Genomic DNA, 17297 nt, shown 5'->3' with positions numbered 1-17297 from the left:
TCGGCCACTATAAAGCGCCAGCGCATATTTTTCACCTTTGTGGCTGTTTCCTCCGATGATCAAGCCGGTTATGCCTGCAAAAGATCGCAGCCATCCCGCCCAACGATCAGAACAGGTACGATACCCGTCATCTTTTCCAGTCCCGTTTTCGGAGTTGCCCATGAGCGCCGTCAATCGCGCAGCGGTGGAAGCCGTCCTTCGCCAATACACCGACCCTTACCTGAACCAGGACCCGGTCAGCGCCGGGTGCGTGCGCAGCATCGACATTCAGGGTGACCGCGTCAGCGTTCAGCTTGAGTTGGGCTATGCCGCCGGCCTGTTCAAAAGCGGCTGGGCACAGATGCTGCAAATGGCCATTGAAGGCCTGGACGGCGTGACAACTGCCCGCGTTGATATCACCAGTGTGATTGCCGCGCACAAGGCCCAGGCACAGATTCCAGGCCTGGCCAACGTCAAGAACGTGGTGGCCGTGGCATCGGGCAAGGGTGGCGTCGGCAAATCCACCACCGCGGCCAACCTTGCGCTGGCCCTGGCCCGCGAAGGCGCCAAGGTCGGGATTCTCGATGCGGATATCTACGGCCCGAGCCAGGGCATCATGTTCGGTATACCTGAGCGCACCCGTCCCGAGGTCAAGGATCAGAAATGGTTCGTTCCGCTCAAGTCCCATGGCGTGGAAGTGATGTCCATGGCTTTCCTCACCGACGACAACACGCCGATGGTGTGGCGCGGGCCGATGGTCTCAGGCGCGTTGTTGCAACTGGTGACCCAATCCGCGTGGGGCGACCTGGATTACCTGGTCATCGACATGCCGCCGGGTACCGGTGACATCCAGTTGACCCTGGCGCAGAAAGTCCCGGTGGCCGGTGCCGTCATTGTCACCACACCGCAGGACCTGGCCTTGCTCGATGCACGCAAGGGCGTTGAAATGTTCCGCAAGGTCAACATTCCGGTGCTGGGCGTGGTGGAAAACATGGCCGTGCACATCTGCTCCAACTGCGGACATGCCGAGCATCTGTTCGGCGAGGGCGGCGGAGTGAAACTGGCCAACCAGTACGGTGTTGAACTATTGGCCTCGTTGCCGCTGTCGATGGTCATCCGAGAACAGGCCGATGGCGGCAAGCCGACGGTGATCGCCGAGCCGGACAGCCAGATCGCCATGGTTTACCAGGAACTGGCCCGCCATGTCGGTGCGCGGATCGTATTGCAGGAAGCGGCGACGCCAGCGATGCCGAACATCACCATCAGCGACGATTGATTCACTGAAATACAGCCCCTGTGGGGGCGAGCCTGCTCGCGAATGCGCAGTGTCAGTCAACGAATGTGTTGAATGTGAAACTGCTTTCGCGAGCAGGCTCGCTCCCACAGGGCTTTCGGGTTGGGGTTTAGATGCGCAACCCGCCATCCATTTCCAGAATCCGGCCGGTGTAATAGTCGTTCTCGAAAATGTACGCCGCCGAATGAGCGATCTCTTCCGGCTTGCCCATGCGCTTGAGTGGAATGCCCGAGGTCATTTTCTCCAGCGCTTCGGGTTTCATGCCCAGGGTCATCTCGGTTTCAATAAAGCCTGGTGCAATACCGGCCACGCGGATGCCGTAGCGCGCCAGTTCCTTGGCCCAGGTCACGGTTGCGGCGGCGACACCGGCCTTGGCGGCGGAATAGTTGGTCTGGCCGACATTGCCGGCGCGGGAAATCGACGAGATATTGATGATCGTGCCGCTGTTCTTCAACTCGACCATTTTCGCCGCGACTTCACGGGTGCACAGGAACACGCCGGTCAGGTTGACGTCGATGACCGCTTGCCACTGGGCCAGGCTCATTTTGGTCATCTCGCCATCTTTGACCTTAAGCAACAGCCCGTCGCGCAGGATGCCGGCGTTGTTGATCAGACCGTGGATCGCGCCGAAGTCTTCGGCGACCTGGGCGACCATATGGGTTACTTGCTCTTCATTGGCCACGTTGCACAGGTAGGCGCGGGCTTCGACACCCTTGGCCTTGCAAGCCGCCACGGTGTCATCGAGTTTTTCCTGGTTCAGGTCGACCAGCGCAAGCTTGGCGCCCTTGCTGGCGAAATACTCGGCCATGGATCGGCCCAAACCCTGGCAACCGCCAGTGATAATGATTACTTTGTCAGTGAGTTGCATTCGTTTGCCCCCGGTAGCAGGTCTGAGTGGTTTTCGTGTAGAGAGCCTCTCGATCTGCGCCCGGCGTGGCCTGGCTGCACATGAGAAATGCCCCGATGGCGTTCTGGAACTTTCACCAGTCGCCCGTCCGTTTTTCTGACGGATTCTATAAAAGGAGTCATAAATTGAGCGTTGAAGTTGCCAAGCATGCCCGAGAATTGCTGCTCAAGGAATACCGTGGAGTCCTGTCGACGCTCTCCAAGGCAATGCCCGGTTTTCCGTTCGGTTCCGTGGTTCCGTACTGCCTGGACGAGCAAGGCCGGCCGTTGATCCTGATCAGCCGTATCGCCCAGCACACCCACAATTTGCAGAAAGACCCAAAGTGCTCGCTGTTCGTCGGCGAGCGTGGAGCCGAAGATGTGCAAGCCGTCGGTCGCTTGACCTACCTGGCAGAGGCGCACCAGATCGAGGACGAGGCCGCCATCGAAGCCGCCGCCGAGCGTTACTATCGCTACTTCCCGGATTCGAAGAACTATCACAAGGCTCATGATTTCGATTTCTGGGTACTGCAACCGGTGCGTCACCGATACATCGGAGGTTTTGGCGCCATTCACTGGGTCAACGACCTGACCCTGGCCAATCCCTTCGCCGGCAAGACTGAAGTGAGCATGGTCGAGCACATGAACGCCGATCACGCCAAGGCCATTGCCCATTACGTCGACCTGGCGGGGCTGCCGAAAACCGTGCCGGCGCAAATGGTCGGTATCGATACCGAAGGCATGCACCTGCGGATCGGCCAAGGCGTCTACTGGTTGCCGTTCCAGGCTCCATGTAATACGCCGACACAAGTTCGTGAAGCCTTGGTTTTCCTGGCTCACGCCGAGCATTGGCCGAAAAATGAAGTGGCCGACGCTTGAATTCACGAAACGGCGACGTCATCTAAGGTGAACTGGCAAGGCATTCTTGCGTTGAGGAACCATTTGATGCGCCCTTTTTTGTTGCTCTTTCTGCTGTTCCCGGTGTTGGAGCTGTTCGTATTCGTCAAGGTGGCAGGGGCTATCGGGTTTTTCCCGGCCCTGCTGCTGATCATTCTCGGCTCGATGTTCGGCGTGTTCGTACTGCGGATCGCCGGTCTGGCCACGGCACTGCGTGCCCGTGAAAGCCTGAACCGTGGCGAGCTGCCCGCCCAGACCATGCTCGAAGGCCTGATGCTGGCATTGGCCGGTGGCCTGTTGATCCTTCCGGGCTTCATCAGCGACGTGATCGGCCTGGTCATGCTGCTGCCGATCAGTCGTCGTCTGCTGGCCAATAAAATGCGCCGGCGTGCCGAGGAGCAAGCAACCCGCCAACGTGCATTCGCCGAGGACCTCCAGTCCCGTGGCGGTCCCGCGCCGCGTGAACCGCTGGGCCGCGAGCCCAACGTGATCGAAGGCGAGTTCGAACATCGCGATACCAAGTAACGTCACAGCGACACGGCACCTTCGGGTGCCGTGTTCGTTTGCGGGGCATTGACCTGAAATTTTTTTGCTCCCCGCCCCTTGTAATAAGCTTATGCGCCCTTATGTAACGGTCACCGCAAGGTTTCTGGCAATCACGCCAGACAGACTTCCGCGTCTCGCTTGTCGAGCCGCACCCGGCACCGCCGGATTTTGTTAAACCCGCCGGGACTACACCGGCCGATGAAAACCACAATTAGGAGAGATCGACAATGAAGCTTCGTCCTCTGCATGACCGCGTCGTCATCCGTCGCAGCGAAGAAGAAAAGAAAACCGCTGGCGGTATCGTCCTGCCAGGTTCGGCTGCTGAAAAAGCCAACAGCGGCGAGATCCTCGCTGTCGGCACCGGCCGCGTACTGGAAAACGGTGAAGTGCGTGCACTGTCCGTAAAAGTGGGCGACAAGGTTGTGTTCGGTCCTTACTCCGGCAGCAACACTGTGAAAGTCGACGGCGAAGACCTGCTGGTAATGAGCGAGAACGAAATCCTCGCTGTTATCGAAGGCTGATTCCCCGCTCATTTTCCCGCTACTACAAAGTATTTAAGGAATATCGATCATGGCTGCTAAAGAAGTTAAATTCGGCGATTCCGCCCGCAAGAAAATGCTCACCGGTGTCAACGTTCTGGCTGACGCAGTAAAAGCGACCCTGGGCCCGAAAGGCCGTAACGTGATCATCGAGAAGAGCTTCGGCGCTCCGACCATCACCAAGGACGGCGTTTCCGTAGCCAAGGAAATCGAACTGGAAGACCGTTTCGAAAACATGGGCGCGCAGCTGGTCAAAGACGTTGCCTCCCGTGCCAACGATGACGCAGGCGACGGCACCACCACCGCTACCGTTCTGGCTCAATCGATCGTCAACGAAGGCCTGAAAGCCGTCGCTGCCGGCATGAACCCGATGGACCTCAAGCGCGGTATCGACAAAGCGACCATCGCGATCGTCAAAGAGCTGAAAGCCCTGTCCAAGCCATGCGCTGACACCAAGGCTATCGCTCAGGTAGGTACCATCTCCGCCAACTCCGACAACTCCATCGGCGACATCATTGCCGAAGCCATGGAAAAAGTCGGTAAAGAAGGCGTGATCACCGTTGAAGAAGGCTCGGGCCTGGAAAACGAACTGTCGGTCGTTGAAGGCATGCAGTTCGACCGCGGCTACCTGTCCCCGTACTTCGTCAACAAGCCGGAGACCATGGTCGCCGAGCTGGACGGCCCGCTGATCCTGCTGGTCGACAAAAAGATCTCGAACATCCGCGAAATGCTGCCAGTGCTGGAAGCCGTTGCCAAAGCCGGCCGTCCACTGCTGATCGTGGCCGAAGACGTTGAAGGCGAAGCTCTGGCGACTCTGGTTGTGAACAACATGCGTGGCATCGTTAAAGTCGCAGCCGTCAAGGCACCAGGCTTTGGCGACCGTCGCAAGGCCATGCTGCAGGACATCGCCGTTCTGACCGGCGGTACCGTCATCTCCGAAGAGATCGGTCTGAGCCTGGAAAGCACCACCCTGGAGCACCTGGGTAACGCCAAGCGCGTGACCCTGTCCAAGGAAAACACCACTATCGTTGACGGTGCTGGCGTTCATACTGACATCGAAGGTCGTGTTGCTCAGATCCGTGCTCAGGTTGCCGAGACCTCCTCGGACTACGACCGTGAAAAACTGCAAGAGCGTCTGGCCAAGCTGTCCGGCGGCGTTGCAGTGATCAAGGTTGGCGCTGGCTCCGAAGTTGAAATGAAAGAGAAGAAAGCCCGCGTTGAAGACGCCCTGCACGCTACCCGTGCAGCCGTTGAAGAAGGCGTGGTGCCTGGCGGTGGCGTGGCCCTGATCCGTGCTCTGGAAGCACTGACCGAACTGAAAGGCGACAACGCCGATCAGAACGTGGGTATCGCTGTACTGCGTCGCGCTGTTGAAGCGCCGCTGCGTCAGATCGTTGCCAACTCCGGCGACGAGCCAAGCGTGGTTGTCGACAAGGTCAAGAACGGCGAAGGCAGCTTCGGCTACAACGCTGCGACTGGCGAATACGGCGACATGATCGAAATGGGCATCCTGGACCCAACCAAGGTCACCCGTTCGGCTCTGCAAGCCGCAGCCTCGATTGGCGGTCTGATCCTGACCACCGAAGCAGCAGTCGCTGACGCGCCGAAGAAAGAAGGCGCAGCTGGCGGCGGCATGCCAGACATGGGCGGCATGGGTGGCATGGGCGGCATGATGTAAGCCAGCCTTACCCCTGTACTAAAAAACCCGCCTGCGAAAGCAGGCGGGTTTTTTATTGCTCGTATTTTGATGGCCACTTCAATCCATTGTGGGAGCGAGCCGGTTCCCACCGTTTTAAGCTGTGTTTCAGGCGTTGACCGGTTCCGTAAGGGTTTGCGGCTCAGCGCTCGACATGGGCCGATAAAGAGTCCAGTAATACGCCCCCAGGCAAATCAACCAGCAGAACACCGCCGTCCACACGTTGTGAGAGAAGAAGTGCGCCCCCTGCATCATCCGTCCGATGGAAAACACCGAGCCCAGAGTGAAGGCGAAGACGAACGCCGCGCGGGCCAGTCGCGGACGACGGTCGCGCAAGACGAAGAACAGCGCAAACAGAGTGAAACCGGTCGCGGCGTGTCCGCCAGGCCAGCAGCGCCCGGGCTTTTCAGTGGCCGGACGTGGACTGAGCAATTCGCTGTAGGTTTCGTGACCACCAAATTGTTCAAGACTCCACGGACATTGAACCGCCGTCACCGCTTTCATTGGGGTGACAAAGGACGTCGCCAGGCCAAGGGATAGCACCAGGCAGCCTAGCTCCCGCTTGAACGGCATGAGCCTGGCGATGAAGAACGAGCCGACAAAACCGAGAATGGCTAACACCGAGAAGGCAATGACCACTTGCTTGGCACGGTCATGCAGGACGGTTTCCAGGAAGTAACTGTGTCGCCCGATAAAGCCTCCTGCGACCGGATCGTAGAACAGTTTGGCCAGGTCCATGTCCAGCGAGGTCAACTCCAGCAGGATCAGAAGGGTTGCCGCAACGGCGGGTACGCCCAGGTACAGCCAAGCGTTGAGTGGGCGGGAGGCAGGGCGGATGGAGGTCGAAACCATGGCAGTTCCTGGGTTGGTGATGTGACTGACGAGCGCAACGGCGCGGAGTTTGAACCCGATCCTGTCGCCGGCCCGTGAACCGAAAGTGAAAAAGTCGTTAAGGCCCGGACAGGCTTTTCGACCTCGTTGAGTACTGCACGCAATCCTAGCCGTGAGCCACACTTGGCCTTAAGCTGCGCGGGCCAAGACGGCCGTTACCGTGTACGGAGAAGGTGCCTATGCGAATTTTATTGGTTGAAGACAACCGCGATATCCTGGCCAATCTGGCCGATTATCTGGGGCTCAAAGGCTACACCGTGGATTGCGCGCAAGACGGCTTGTCTGGCCTGCACCTGGCGGCCACCGAACATTACGATTTGATCGTGCTCGACATCATGCTGCCCGGCATCGACGGCTACACCTTGTGCAAACGCCTGCGCGAAGATGCCCGCCGTGATACGCCGGTGATCATGCTCACCGCTCGCGATCAACTGGACGACCGCTTGCAGGGCTTCAAGTCCGGTGCCGACGACTACCTGATCAAGCCTTTCGCCTTGTCTGAATTGGCGGCGCGGGTTGAAGCTGTCATGCGCCGGTCCCAGGGCGGTGGTCGCCGCACCTTGCAAGTCGGCGATCTGATCTACGACCTCGACACACTCGAAGTCACCCGCGAAGGCCGTTTGCTCAAACTCAACCCGGTGGGGCTGAAGTTGCTGGCGGTGCTGATGCAGAAAAGTCCTCACGTATTGCGCCGTGAAATTCTCGAAGAGGCGCTGTGGGGCGATGACTGCCCGGACAGCGACAGCCTGCGTAGCCACGTGCATCAGCTGCGCCAGGTGATCGACAAACCGTTCGCCAAACCGTTGTTGCACACCGTGCACGGTGTGGGTTACCGCTTGGCAGAGGGGCGTGATGGAGTTTAGACAGAGCCTCGCTCAACGGATCATCATTGCCTTTGCGCTCATGAGCGCATTGGTGGCGGGCGCTTTTGCCATGGGCATTGTGGCGACCGTGCACCTGGTGGAAGAAAAATTGATTTCTGCAGGTTTGGGCGGCGATCTGCAGCGCCTGTTGCTGATGGATAACGTTTCGGACTGGAGCCATCGCCCCGAACCGGACCAGTTGTTCTATTTCAGCGGTGGGCCGGGCGATTTTGAACTGCCCAAGGATCTGCGTCATCTGGATTCGGGGTTTCACGAGGTGTTCCGCGAGCAGCTGTCGTACCACGCCATGGTCGAAATTGTCGACGGTCGGCGCTATGTGCTGTTGCAGGATCAGAGCGACTTCGAAGAGCGCGAGCGGGTACTGTTCGCCGTGGTGCTGGTGGGCTTCGTGCTCAGCCTGGCACTGGCGGTTTTCCTTGGCTGGGTCCTGGCGCGCAAGGTCATGGCACCGGTCGTACGATTGGCTCGGCAGGTGCGTCATCGCGACCAGTTACTGGGGCTGGCGCCGCCACTGGCGCCGGATTACGCAGCTGATGAAGTGGGTGAACTGGCGGTAGCCTTCGACGCGACCCTCGGACGCCTGCGCCAGGCATTGACCCGGGAGCGGATGTTCACCAGTGACGTCAGCCACGAGTTGCGCACGCCGTTGATGGTGCTTGCCAGTTCTTGCGAGCTGCTGCTGGAAAACCCCGGTATTGATCAGCGGGGTCGCGCTCAGGTTGAGCGAATCGCTCGCGCCAGTGAAGAAATGCGCGATCTGGTGCAAACCTTCCTGATGCTGGCACGGGCACAGCGCGAAGACGCAGGCATGTCGCCACAGCAGACGCTGGGAGAGGTGGCCGACGGGTTGATCAGTCAATGGCGTGCACCGATCGAGGCCAAAGGGCTGAAACTGATTGTCGAACCGGGCAAGCCGCACAACACGCGTTTCAACGCGACGTTTCTGCATGCGGTCATGGGTAACCTGTTGCGTAACGCGCTGCACTACACAGAGCAGGGCTTCATTCGCCTGAGCCTGTCAGGCAGCGGTTTTGTGGTCGAGGACAGTGGCGTGGGTATTCCCGAGGAGAAGCGCGAAGCGATGTTCGAGCCTTTCGTGCGCGGCAACGAGAAGCGCGGGGAGGGCCTGGGCCTGGGACTGTCGTTGGTGCAACGAATCTGTGAAAACCAGGGTTGGAGCGTCAGCCTGAGCAACATGGAGCCCCATGGCTGTCGTTTTCAGGTGGAGTTGCATACATCGAAAGCGGCCTGAAGACATTCCGTCGCTGATCGGTGGCAGAGTCATGTAAAACCTCGAAACGATTCGGGGTATTACATGACAAATTTTTCACAAAGGCATGACCTGGCGATGACACGAGACTACATAAGGTGATCGTCATCAGAAGTACATGAGACCTTGATGATGGCCGGCCCGATCAAACTTGATTTTTCCGAGAAGTACGACGATCAGCACGCACAGCAATACCTGCATAAACACCAGGATGGCGTCAGTCGTAAACTGTCCCATTGGCGTGACGAGCAACTGGCGCGAAAGGCGCTGACGCTGGTTGGCGAGCCGGGCCTGGTGCTCGATCTGCCATGCGGTGCGGGGCGTTTCTGGCCCTTGCTGGCGGAAAAACCCAATCGGGTGATCATCGGAGCCGACAACTCCGAGTCGATGTTGAAGATTGCCACGCAGGCGCAGCCGGCCGATGTGGTGAAGCGGGTACAACCCTTGCACACTTCTGCATTCGACATCGCCTTGCCTGATAACGCCGTCGACAGCATTTTCTGCATGCGTTTGCTCCATCACATCGGTGAAGCCGAGCATCGACGGGTCATTCTGCGTGAATTCGAGCGCGTTACACGCGACAGCGTGATCCTGTCACTGTGGGTGGATGGCAATTTCAAGGCCTGGAAACGCAAGCGTCTCGAACGCAAGCGTGGGCAAGTCGGTTACCAAAACCGATTTGTGTTACCAGCCGCTACGGTAGAGCAGGAATTTGAGGAGGCGGGTTTCCGTATTCAGGAACGTCTGGACTTTTTACCGCTCTATGCCATGTGGCGGGTTTACGTATTACGCAAGAGGTAACAGGATGGCAGTGCAGTGTGCAGCAGGATCGGGCGTCGTATCCCAGGATTGCTTCGACTATTTCTGGAATCAGCGCGGTGAATGGGTGGAAGAACCCAATATCCGGCGCGGAGGAGAAAGTGGCGTAGAACGCGTGGTGAGCAGTGATGGCCAGATGCTCTATGCCAAGCGTCAGACCGGGCACACCTATCGCAGCCTGTTGCATCCGGTCGGGCGGCCGACGGTGTTGCGCGAGCGTGATGCACTCATCGGTGTCGGCCAGCTCGGCGTGGGTGTCCCGGAAATCGTTTTCTGCGGTGCACAGCGCGATCCCGTGCACAAATGGCGCGCATTGCTGGTGACCAAATCATTGGATGGTTTCCTGGAACTCGAACACTGGTACGCGGCTGGTGAGCGTGAGCGTCACGGTGAGGCGCTGCACGATCGGGTGTTGAAGGAATTGGCCGAGAACCTGGCGCGCATGCACAAGGGCCGTTGGCAGCACAGTTGCCTCTATACCAAGCATGTGTTCGTGCGCGTGACCGGTGAAGGCGAGGCCGCCAAGGTCGAAATAGCGCTGATCGATCTGGAGAAATGCCGGCAGCGTTTGAGCGCACGGCAGGCGGCCATTCACGACCTGAAGCAGTTGCGTCGCCACTCGTCGTTCAGCCCTACGGACTGGGAAAAGCTCGTCTATTTTTACAAGACGGCGTTTGGCAGCGCTATCAAAGGTTTATAGCAATGAAACTTGAAGTTGCGCGAGGTTTGTTTTTAGTAGGAGCCTTGGCAGTTGCTTCACTCGCGGTGGCAGCTTGGGAGCAGCCACGCACGCAAGTTCTTAGTTCAGTGAGTGGCGACCATTGCCCCCTGCCACGGGTCGCCAAGGCATCCGTGGCCACTCAGCCCGATCATGATTTATTGCTGTTCATCTTCGGACTGTCTCAAGGATTGAGGCCGCAAAGTTGAAAATATTGAAGCCCAAATAAAGGCCTCGCTGATGCGAGGCCTTTTTTGTTGCGATTTCGCAGGCTACAGAGCCCGCTCCCACAGGGTTATCAGTGCGATGGTTTATCGGGTTTTGCCAGCAAGGTGTACACGCATGGCAACACAAACAACGTAAACAGCGTGCCGATCGACATCCCGGTCGCGATCACGGTACCGATATCGAACCGGCTGACCGCCCCGGCACCCGTGGCGATGATCAGCGGCACCATGCCGAATACCATCGCGGCAGTCGTCATCAACACCGGACGCAGGCGAATAGCCGCGGCTTCCTCCACAGCTTCCCGTGGTGTCAGGCCCTTTTCCTTGCGCAACTGATTGGCGAACTCGACGATCAGAATCCCGTGCTTGCTGATCAACCCGATCAGTGTCACCAATCCGACCTGGGTGTAGATGTTCATGCTCGACCAGCCAAGAAACAGCGGTAGCAACGCGCCGCAAATCGACAGCGGCACGGTCACCAGAATCACCAGCGGATCGCGGAAGCTTTCGAACTGCGCAGCCAGCACGAGGAAAATGATCGCCAATGCCAGGGCAAAGGTGACCCACAAGGCGCTGCCTTCCTGCACGTATTGCCGTGATGCGCCGGCGTAGTCGATGGCAAACCCGACAGGCGCTTCTTCCTGGGCGAACTGGCGCACGGTGTCGATGGCTTCGCCCATGCTGACCAGCGGTACCCCGGAAAGAATGGCGGAGTTGAGTTGCTGGAACTGGTTCAATTGCCGTGGGCGCGCCCGGTCGGTCACGGTAATCAGTGTCGACAGGGCCAGCAATTCACCCTGGGTGTTCCTGACATAGTAATTGTTCAACCAGTCAGGGTTATCCCGGAAGGGTCGCTCCACCTGGGCAATGACTTTGTAGCTACGGCCTTCGATGGTAAACCGGTTGATCTCCGCTTCGCCGAGCAAGGTCGCCAGCGTTCCCCCCAGATCCTGCATCGACACGCCCATCTGCGCAGCCTTGGCACGATCGATATCCACGACTACTTCAGGTTTGTCGAAGGCCAGGTCGACGTCGACGAAAGCGAACTTGCCGGATTCCATCGCGCGTTTTTTCACCCGGTCCATCACTTGCAGCAGTAACTCGTAATCGTTGGCGGTGTTGATGACGAACTGGAAGGGCAGACCCTCACCTGTGCCCGGCAACGACGGCAGGTTGAAGCCGAAAATCTGTAGTCCCGGAATGCTCTCCAGCTTGGCCTGAACGTCGGGCAGGATCTGCATCTGGGTCCGGCTGCGCTCGTTCCAGGGCTTGAGCAGGAAGCCGCCGATGCCCGATTGCACGCCATTGAACCCGTTGATCTGGAACGAGGAGTAGTACTCGGGAAACGCCTTGAAGATCGAGATGAACTCGTCGGTGTAAGTGTTCAGGTAGTCGAGGTTGGTTGGTTGCGGGGCGTTGGCTATCATGAAAATGATGCCCTGGTCCTCATCCGGTGCCAGTTCCGACTTGGTGAACTTGAGCAGCACCGGAATCAGGCACAGCACGATGACGGCGAAGACCAACACCACCGGTCGAGTGTTAAGGGTACCGTGCAGCAGGTGTTGGTACCGACGCTTGAGGCCTTCGAAAATCAGGTCGAGACGATGGGCCAGGCCGGTGGGGTTTTCGTCGTGACGCAGCAGGAAGGCGCACATCATCGGCGACAGCGTCAGGGCCACAACGCCGGAGATCACCACGGCCCCGGCCAGGGTCAGGGCGAACTCCTTGAACAGTGCCCCGGTCAGCCCCGTCAGGAAGCCGATTGGCGCGTAGACTGCCGCCAGGGTGATGGTCATCGATACCACCGGCATGGCGATTTCCCGGGCGCCTTCAATGGCCGCGTCCAGCGGCGACTTGCCTTCTTCGATATGACGGTGAATGTTTTCCACGACAACAATGGCGTCGTCCACTACCAGACCAATGGCCAGCACCATTGCCAGTAGCGTCAGCAGATTGATCGAATACCCCATCATCTGCATGAAGAACATCACGCCGATCATCGACAGCGGGATGGTGACGACCGGGATCACCACCGACCGCAGCGCACCGAGGAACAGGAAGACCACCACGATCACGATCAACACCGCTTCGAACAGGGTTTTCACCACTTCATCGATCGAGGCCTGGATGAACAGTGTGGCGTCGTAGGCGATTTCACCCTTGAGGTTCGGCGGCAGTTGGGCCTCAAGATCGGGCATGATCTTGCGCACTTCCTTGATCACGTCCAGCGGATTGGCGCCAGGCGTTGCCTTGATGCCGATGTACACCGAGGGCGTGCCGCCGAAGGAACTGATGGTGTCGTAGTTTTCCGCGCCCATCTCCACCCGTGCGACATCACGCAACAGCACGCGACTGTCGCCATCGACCTTGAGCGGGATCGCCGCGAAAGCTTCTGCAGACTTGAGCTCGGTACTGGCGTTGATGCTGGTGACCACATACTCGCCTTTCACTTCGCCGGCGGCGGAGAGAAAGTTGTATTGGCGTACCGCGTTGGTCACGTCGCTGGCGCTCAGGCCGAAACCGGCGAGCTTCACCGGGTCCAGCCACAGGCGCATTGCAAATACCTGGTTGCCGAGAATTTCGGCTTCGGCCATGCCTGGCAGCGTCGCCAGCTTCGGCTGGATCACCCGCGACAGGTAGTCAGTGATTTGCGGGTTGCTCAATTCCTTGCTGAAAAAACTGATGTACATCAGCGCCGAAGCATCGGCAGCTTCCTTGCTCAGGACCGGGTCTTCGGCGTCCTGAGGCAGTTTGTTCTTGACCTCGTTGGCCTTGGCCAACAGTTCGGTGAACAGGCGATCGCTATTGGCGCCTATGCGCGCGTAGATCGAGATCACCGAGAAATTCTGGCGACTGACCGAGGTCATGTAATCGATGCCCTCGGCGCTGGCCAGGCTCTGTTGCATCGGTTGGGTGATGTAGCCCTGGATGGTTTCGGCGTTGGCCCCCGGGTACGCGGTGGTCACCGTGATCAGGGCGTTTTCCATTTGTGGATACTGGCGCAGCGGCAACTTGCTCCAGGCCTGGAAGCCCAACAGCACGATCAGCAGGCTGACCACGGTGGCAAGCACCGGGCGGCGAATGAACGGATCAGTAAAAGCCATCAGGGGTTCCTTGATCCGTCAGCGCGGGGTTGGCCGTTTTTCTCGGCCAGGGTCTTGTCGTCGCTGATGGCAATGTGCGCACCGTTGTCCAGTTTGATCTGGCCGGCGGTCACCACCGTTTCACCGTTCTGCACGCCTTTGGTGATTATTACCATGCCATCACGGCGTTCGCCGGTTTCGACGAAACGCCGTTCGGCGATCAGGACAGGTTGGCCCTTGTCGTCTTTTTCCACGCTGCCGTCTTCGGCTTTTTTCTGGGCGGCGACATAGACCGAGTTGCCATAGAGCGTGTAGGTGATCGCGCTTTCAGGCACGACGATGCGGGGCTGCGGGTCGGGCAAAATGACCTGCAGGCTGGCGAACATCCCCGGCAGCAGCTTGCCGTCGGGGTTGGCCAGGGTTGCGCGGACCTGCACGTTGCGCGTGCTGTTCTCGACTTTCGGGTTGATCGCGCTGATGGTGCCGGGGAACGCCTCCGTCGGAAAAGCCGCCACTATGATCTGCACCGGCTGGCCGACGGCAATCTTCGGCACGGACTGTTCAGGTACGAAAAAATCGACGTACAGACTGCTGAGGTCCTGGAGGGTGGCAATCATTGTGCCGGTGGCCACGTAGTCGCCGACGTCCACCTGACGAATGCCGATGGTGCCGCTGAAGGGGGCGAGGATGCTTTTCTTGCCGAGCGCAGCCTTGAGTTGATTGACTGTTGCCTTGCTCTTTTTCAGTACCGCCGAGAGTCGATCGAACTCACCCTTGGAAATGGCCTGGCTGCCCACCAGTTGACTGCCACGGCTGTAATCCACCTGGGCCAGTCCGAGGTCGGCCAGGGCGGTTTCGAGCAGGGCACTTTCAACGGCGCTGTCGAGCCGTACGATGGGTTGGCCGGCCTTGACCTTCTGCCCTGACTCGAACTGCACATCGATGACGGTGCCGTCGGTCTCCAGGCTCAGGTCCACGCCTTGCAGCGCCTTGAGGGTGCCTACGGTGGGCAGGCGAGCTTGCCAGGGCCGTTCGGTAGCCGTGGCCACGGCGACGCTGATGGGCGGTTTGGGCGCGGAGAAGCCTTGGATCATCGTGTAGATGGAGAAGGCTTTATACCCGGCCAGCACCAGCACGATCAGCAGAACAACACCCAACATGATCAGCATGCGGCGACGCAGCATATTTCCAGTTCCTTGGAGAAAATCAGGTGAGACAGGAAGGAACATTACCGCGACTGGGAAAGGGAATCCAACTGGCACTTGTTACAGGCAGGTGCAAATCGTGCAGGAGCGAAGCTTGCTCGCGAAGGCGGTACGTCAAGGCACACCGCACTTGAATGTGCCGCCGCCTTCGCGAGCAAGCTTCGCTCCTACAAGAGCAGGGAACTCAGATCAGATGAAGATGGTTGTCCCAGAGCCCCGCCGGCAGTTCCAGCGGTTTTGCAACCAGATCTGTCTGACGGCAATCGTAGTACCGGCAGCGTCCCTGGCCCGAGGTCACGACAAAACCGTCGGCCACCGCGCCAACCCCGGCGCAATCGGGAAGTGGCGCGTCCAGGCGCACTTCTGCGCTGTCCAGGTCCCAGATGAAAAAGCGGTTGCCCCGGGGCGCGGTCAACGCCACCAGGCGCAAGTCGCTGTGCACTGCGACGCTCGCGGTGTAGTGTCCCATCGCCTGCAACTGGTGCTCGGGCACCGGGAACGCCACAAACGGTTGACCGGGACGCTTGATCGCCAGCAGTTCCGAATGTTCATGAGACGCCCCCATGAATTGCTGGCCGGCAACAATGGTGCCGTCGCCGGCAATGCCCAGGTGACGCACGCTGTTCATCTGCTGGGCGAGGGTTTCCTTGCTCAGCAATGTGCCGTCGCGTTGCATCAGGACCAGGCTCGGTTCCATGGCATCGAGGTTCATCTCGACGCGGCTTTCGGCCTCGGTACGAATTCCGCCGTTGGCCACCACCAGGGTTTCGCCGTCGGGCATCCATGACACCTGATGCGGCCCGATGCCGTGGGTGGAAATCTCGCCGCTATGGACCAGCCGTTCGCCTTCGAATGTGTACACGCCGAGCAGGCCGCGACCCGGATCGGTCGTGTCGTTTTCGGTGGCGTATAGCCAATTACCGCTCTGATGAATCACCGCGTGACCGTAGAAGTGCCGGTTCGGCCGGGACGTCACGGTTTGCAGCAGGGTGCCGTCGCGCAAATCGATCAGGTAACTCTCGGTGCCCGGCCGCCGGGCGACAAACAGCGCGATCGGCAACGTCGGGTGGTTGATGATGTCGTGGCAGCGCTGACCGACCTGGGTGGCGAACACCCGGGTGCCGTCCAGCCGATAACCGACGGCGTAATGCTTGCCGTCGGTATCGTCCCGCGCTGAAAGCAGCAGCGGGCTCTGATCCTTGCGCTTGAACAGCGTCCAGCCGCCCAGTGTCACTGCTCCCAGCAGCAAACTACCTAAAGTCAGAGCCTGGCGTCGCAGCATGGCATTCGCCCTCATCAGTCACCGTCGTTGGCGTTGAAGCCCAGTTGGATACCCAGCGCCTTGGCCAGCTCGCCTTCGTGTAGGCGGTGGACGACGTTGAGGCTGTCGTAGATGTCGTTGAGTTGCTGGCGACCGGCATCTTCACCGAGCAGTTCGGTCAGCGAGCGCTGATTGCTGGCGAACAGTTTCAATGACGCGGCATAGGCGGCGTCGATCTTGTCGGCCAATGGTTTTTGCTCGCTTGGCAACAGGCCTCGCAGGCCTTTGTTGTCGACACCTTCCCAGACCGTTTTGGCGGCGGCGAGGCTGGCTTCCATGCTCGTCAGGGACGACTGGCTGCGCCACGCATCGGCCTGGAACGGTTGTGGAACGCCCTTGCTTTGACGGCCCATCGGCGTGCCGAGCTTTTTCTTCAAACTGTCGAGGGCGGTGACCTGTACACGCAGCAGATCGGCGATTGCTTCGTGGGAGTCGGCGTAGCGCTGGTTGGGGAACTTGCTCATCTGCGCGAGCATGCCGTCGGTGTTGTTCCAGCTTTTAAGGATCTCTTCGGCCAGTTGTTTCTGGCGCTCGCCAATGGCGATCAGCAGTGGGCAATACTTGGCTTTCTGCTCGGCATTGGCCACATCGGGCTTGCTGTCGAACAGGATGTATTCGTAGGCCGACAGACCCTGAACCACAACGCTGGATTTGGCCAGCGCGGCGGCATCGATTTGAGGCTGCGCGGTGACCAGTTGTTCGACCTGACGGCCGACGAGGTTTTTCTTGTCCGGCCAGAACTGCACCTGCCACGAACGATTGCCCTCGGCCAGCGGCCCGATCAGTAGCGGTTGTAGCTCGGCCCAGGCTTTTTGTGCGTGCAGGAAATCGGCACGGGCGGTGTCGAGGGTTTCCTTGCCTTCGCAGTACGCCAGGGCGCTGACGGCCAGTTGGCGGTCGGCTTCGACCCAGCGGGTGTAGGTCGGCAGTATCACGGATTTGGCGATGGCCGCCGAGGTGACGGCTTGCGGGTCCTGGGGCGAACAAGCGCCCAAGGCTAGCGCGGCAAGGCTGGTGAACAACAATTTGGGACGGAACATGTC

At 59.3% G+C, this 17297-nt stretch carries 16 protein-coding genes; 10 read left to right on the top strand and 6 right to left on the bottom strand.

What is annotated here, in order from left to right; translation table 11 throughout:
• The first annotated feature begins 160 nt into the window (after positions 1-160).
• Positions 161-1255, top strand: a complete 1095-nt coding sequence (apbC, locus tag AC07ZE_RS24000) for an iron-sulfur cluster carrier protein ApbC (protein ID WP_207266911.1) — start codon at positions 161-163, stop codon at positions 1253-1255.
• A 127-nt stretch (positions 1256-1382) separates the two neighbouring features.
• Here the strand turns inward: apbC and AC07ZE_RS23995 are convergent, their stop codons facing one another.
• On the bottom strand, positions 1383-2141 hold the full coding sequence (locus AC07ZE_RS23995) for an SDR family oxidoreductase (protein WP_207266910.1): 759 nt from the start codon (positions 2139-2141) through the stop codon (positions 1383-1385).
• A gap of 164 nt (positions 2142-2305) precedes the next feature.
• Here AC07ZE_RS23995 and AC07ZE_RS23990 point away from each other — a divergent pair, with 164 nt between their 5' ends.
• From AC07ZE_RS23990 to groL, 4 genes are all read left to right on the top strand, one after another.
• Entirely contained in the window at positions 2306-3037 is a 732-nt protein-coding gene (locus AC07ZE_RS23990) for a HugZ family pyridoxamine 5'-phosphate oxidase (protein WP_207266909.1), read from the top strand.
• A gap of 66 nt (positions 3038-3103) precedes the next feature.
• On the top strand, positions 3104-3580 hold the full coding sequence (locus tag AC07ZE_RS23985) for an FxsA family protein (RefSeq protein ID WP_207266908.1): 477 nt from the start codon (positions 3104-3106) through the stop codon (positions 3578-3580).
• Positions 3581-3828: 248 nt separating this feature from the next.
• The gene (locus AC07ZE_RS23980) at positions 3829-4122 is read left to right on the top strand and encodes a co-chaperone GroES (RefSeq protein ID WP_007985847.1); all 294 of its coding nucleotides are present in this window, start codon (positions 3829-3831) and stop codon (positions 4120-4122) included.
• Between the two features lie 49 nt (positions 4123-4171).
• A complete protein-coding gene (gene groL, locus AC07ZE_RS23975) occupies positions 4172-5818 on the top strand; it encodes a chaperonin GroEL (RefSeq protein ID WP_207266907.1) in 1647 nt (548 codons plus the stop codon).
• Positions 5819-5944: 126 nt separating this feature from the next.
• Here the strand turns inward: groL and AC07ZE_RS23970 are convergent, their stop codons facing one another.
• The gene (locus tag AC07ZE_RS23970) at positions 5945-6688 is read right to left on the bottom strand and encodes a phosphatase PAP2 family protein (protein ID WP_207266906.1); all 744 of its coding nucleotides are present in this window, start codon (positions 6686-6688) and stop codon (positions 5945-5947) included.
• A gap of 218 nt (positions 6689-6906) precedes the next feature.
• On the opposite strand from AC07ZE_RS23970, the gene colR reads away from it, so the two are divergent.
• The 5 genes from colR to AC07ZE_RS23945 all read left to right on the top strand — a co-directional run bounded on the left by colR (position 6907) and on the right by AC07ZE_RS23945 (position 10627).
• Positions 6907-7590: a two-component system response regulator ColR gene (gene colR / locus AC07ZE_RS23965; protein ID WP_095193097.1), complete on the top strand. Its 684-nt coding sequence runs from the start codon at positions 6907-6909 to the stop codon at positions 7588-7590.
• Positions 7580-8863 (top strand): sensor histidine kinase, encoded by a 1284-nt coding sequence (locus tag AC07ZE_RS23960; protein ID WP_207266905.1) that lies wholly within the window; start codon positions 7580-7582, stop codon positions 8861-8863. Before colR ends, AC07ZE_RS23960 begins: the two co-directional genes overlap by 11 nt.
• Before the next feature lie 150 nt (positions 8864-9013).
• Positions 9014-9682, top strand: a complete 669-nt coding sequence (locus AC07ZE_RS23955; RefSeq protein WP_207267880.1) for a class I SAM-dependent methyltransferase — start codon at positions 9014-9016, stop codon at positions 9680-9682.
• 4 nt (positions 9683-9686) lie between these two features.
• The gene (locus AC07ZE_RS23950; protein WP_207266904.1) at positions 9687-10400 is read left to right on the top strand and encodes a lipopolysaccharide kinase InaA family protein; all 714 of its coding nucleotides are present in this window, start codon (positions 9687-9689) and stop codon (positions 10398-10400) included.
• A gap of 2 nt (positions 10401-10402) precedes the next feature.
• On the top strand, positions 10403-10627 hold the full coding sequence (locus tag AC07ZE_RS23945) for a hypothetical protein (RefSeq protein WP_095193100.1): 225 nt from the start codon (positions 10403-10405) through the stop codon (positions 10625-10627).
• 89 nt (positions 10628-10716) lie between these two features.
• Here the strand turns inward: AC07ZE_RS23945 and AC07ZE_RS23940 are convergent, their stop codons facing one another.
• From AC07ZE_RS23940 to AC07ZE_RS23925, 4 genes are all read right to left on the bottom strand, one after another.
• Complete coding sequence (locus AC07ZE_RS23940; protein WP_207266903.1) at positions 10717-13749, bottom strand: multidrug efflux RND transporter permease subunit; 3033 nt, start codon at positions 13747-13749, stop codon at positions 10717-10719.
• The gene (locus tag AC07ZE_RS23935; protein ID WP_207266902.1) at positions 13749-14912 is read right to left on the bottom strand and encodes an efflux RND transporter periplasmic adaptor subunit; all 1164 of its coding nucleotides are present in this window, start codon (positions 14910-14912) and stop codon (positions 13749-13751) included. Before AC07ZE_RS23935 ends, AC07ZE_RS23940 begins: the two co-directional genes overlap by 1 nt.
• Positions 14913-15117: 205 nt before the next feature.
• Positions 15118-16215: a DUF1513 domain-containing protein gene (locus AC07ZE_RS23930; RefSeq protein WP_207266901.1), complete on the bottom strand. Its 1098-nt coding sequence runs from the start codon at positions 16213-16215 to the stop codon at positions 15118-15120.
• Between the two features lie 14 nt (positions 16216-16229).
• Positions 16230-17294, bottom strand: coding sequence for an imelysin family protein (locus AC07ZE_RS23925; RefSeq protein WP_207266900.1), 1065 nt, complete (start codon positions 17292-17294; stop codon positions 16230-16232).
• Positions 17295-17297: the final 3 nt, after the last annotated feature.

The sequence above is a fragment of the Pseudomonas sp. GW101-3H06 genome (assembly GCF_059424605.1).
Note: the sequence above shows the minus strand (reverse complement) of the source record. Positions and strands in the feature narration are given on the sequence as shown.

Coding starts and splice junctions, on each gene's coding strand:
- AC07ZE_RS23945 (WP_095193100.1), top strand. CDS start 10,403: ATGAAACTTGAAGTTGCGCGAGGTTTGTTTTTAGTAGGAGCCTTGGCA.
- AC07ZE_RS23960 (WP_207266905.1), top strand. CDS start 7,580: ATGGAGTTTAGACAGAGCCTCGCTCAACGGATCATCATTGCCTTTGCG.
- AC07ZE_RS23930 (WP_207266901.1), bottom strand. CDS start 16,215: ATGCTGCGACGCCAGGCTCTGACTTTAGGTAGTTTGCTGCTGGGAGCA.
- AC07ZE_RS23995 (WP_207266910.1), bottom strand. CDS start 2,141: ATGCAACTCACTGACAAAGTAATCATTATCACTGGCGGTTGCCAGGGT.
- groL (WP_207266907.1), top strand. CDS start 4,172: ATGGCTGCTAAAGAAGTTAAATTCGGCGATTCCGCCCGCAAGAAAATG.
- apbC (WP_207266911.1), top strand. CDS start 161: ATGAGCGCCGTCAATCGCGCAGCGGTGGAAGCCGTCCTTCGCCAATAC.
- AC07ZE_RS23980 (WP_007985847.1), top strand. CDS start 3,829: ATGAAGCTTCGTCCTCTGCATGACCGCGTCGTCATCCGTCGCAGCGAA.
- AC07ZE_RS23950 (WP_207266904.1), top strand. CDS start 9,687: ATGGCAGTGCAGTGTGCAGCAGGATCGGGCGTCGTATCCCAGGATTGC.
- AC07ZE_RS23985 (WP_207266908.1), top strand. CDS start 3,104: ATGCGCCCTTTTTTGTTGCTCTTTCTGCTGTTCCCGGTGTTGGAGCTG.
- AC07ZE_RS23940 (WP_207266903.1), bottom strand. CDS start 13,749: ATGGCTTTTACTGATCCGTTCATTCGCCGCCCGGTGCTTGCCACCGTG.
- AC07ZE_RS23970 (WP_207266906.1), bottom strand. CDS start 6,688: ATGGTTTCGACCTCCATCCGCCCTGCCTCCCGCCCACTCAACGCTTGG.
- colR (WP_095193097.1), top strand. CDS start 6,907: ATGCGAATTTTATTGGTTGAAGACAACCGCGATATCCTGGCCAATCTG.
- AC07ZE_RS23935 (WP_207266902.1), bottom strand. CDS start 14,912: ATGCTGCGTCGCCGCATGCTGATCATGTTGGGTGTTGTTCTGCTGATC.
- AC07ZE_RS23925 (WP_207266900.1), bottom strand. CDS start 17,294: ATGTTCCGTCCCAAATTGTTGTTCACCAGCCTTGCCGCGCTAGCCTTG.
- AC07ZE_RS23955 (WP_207267880.1), top strand. CDS start 9,014: ATGGCCGGCCCGATCAAACTTGATTTTTCCGAGAAGTACGACGATCAG.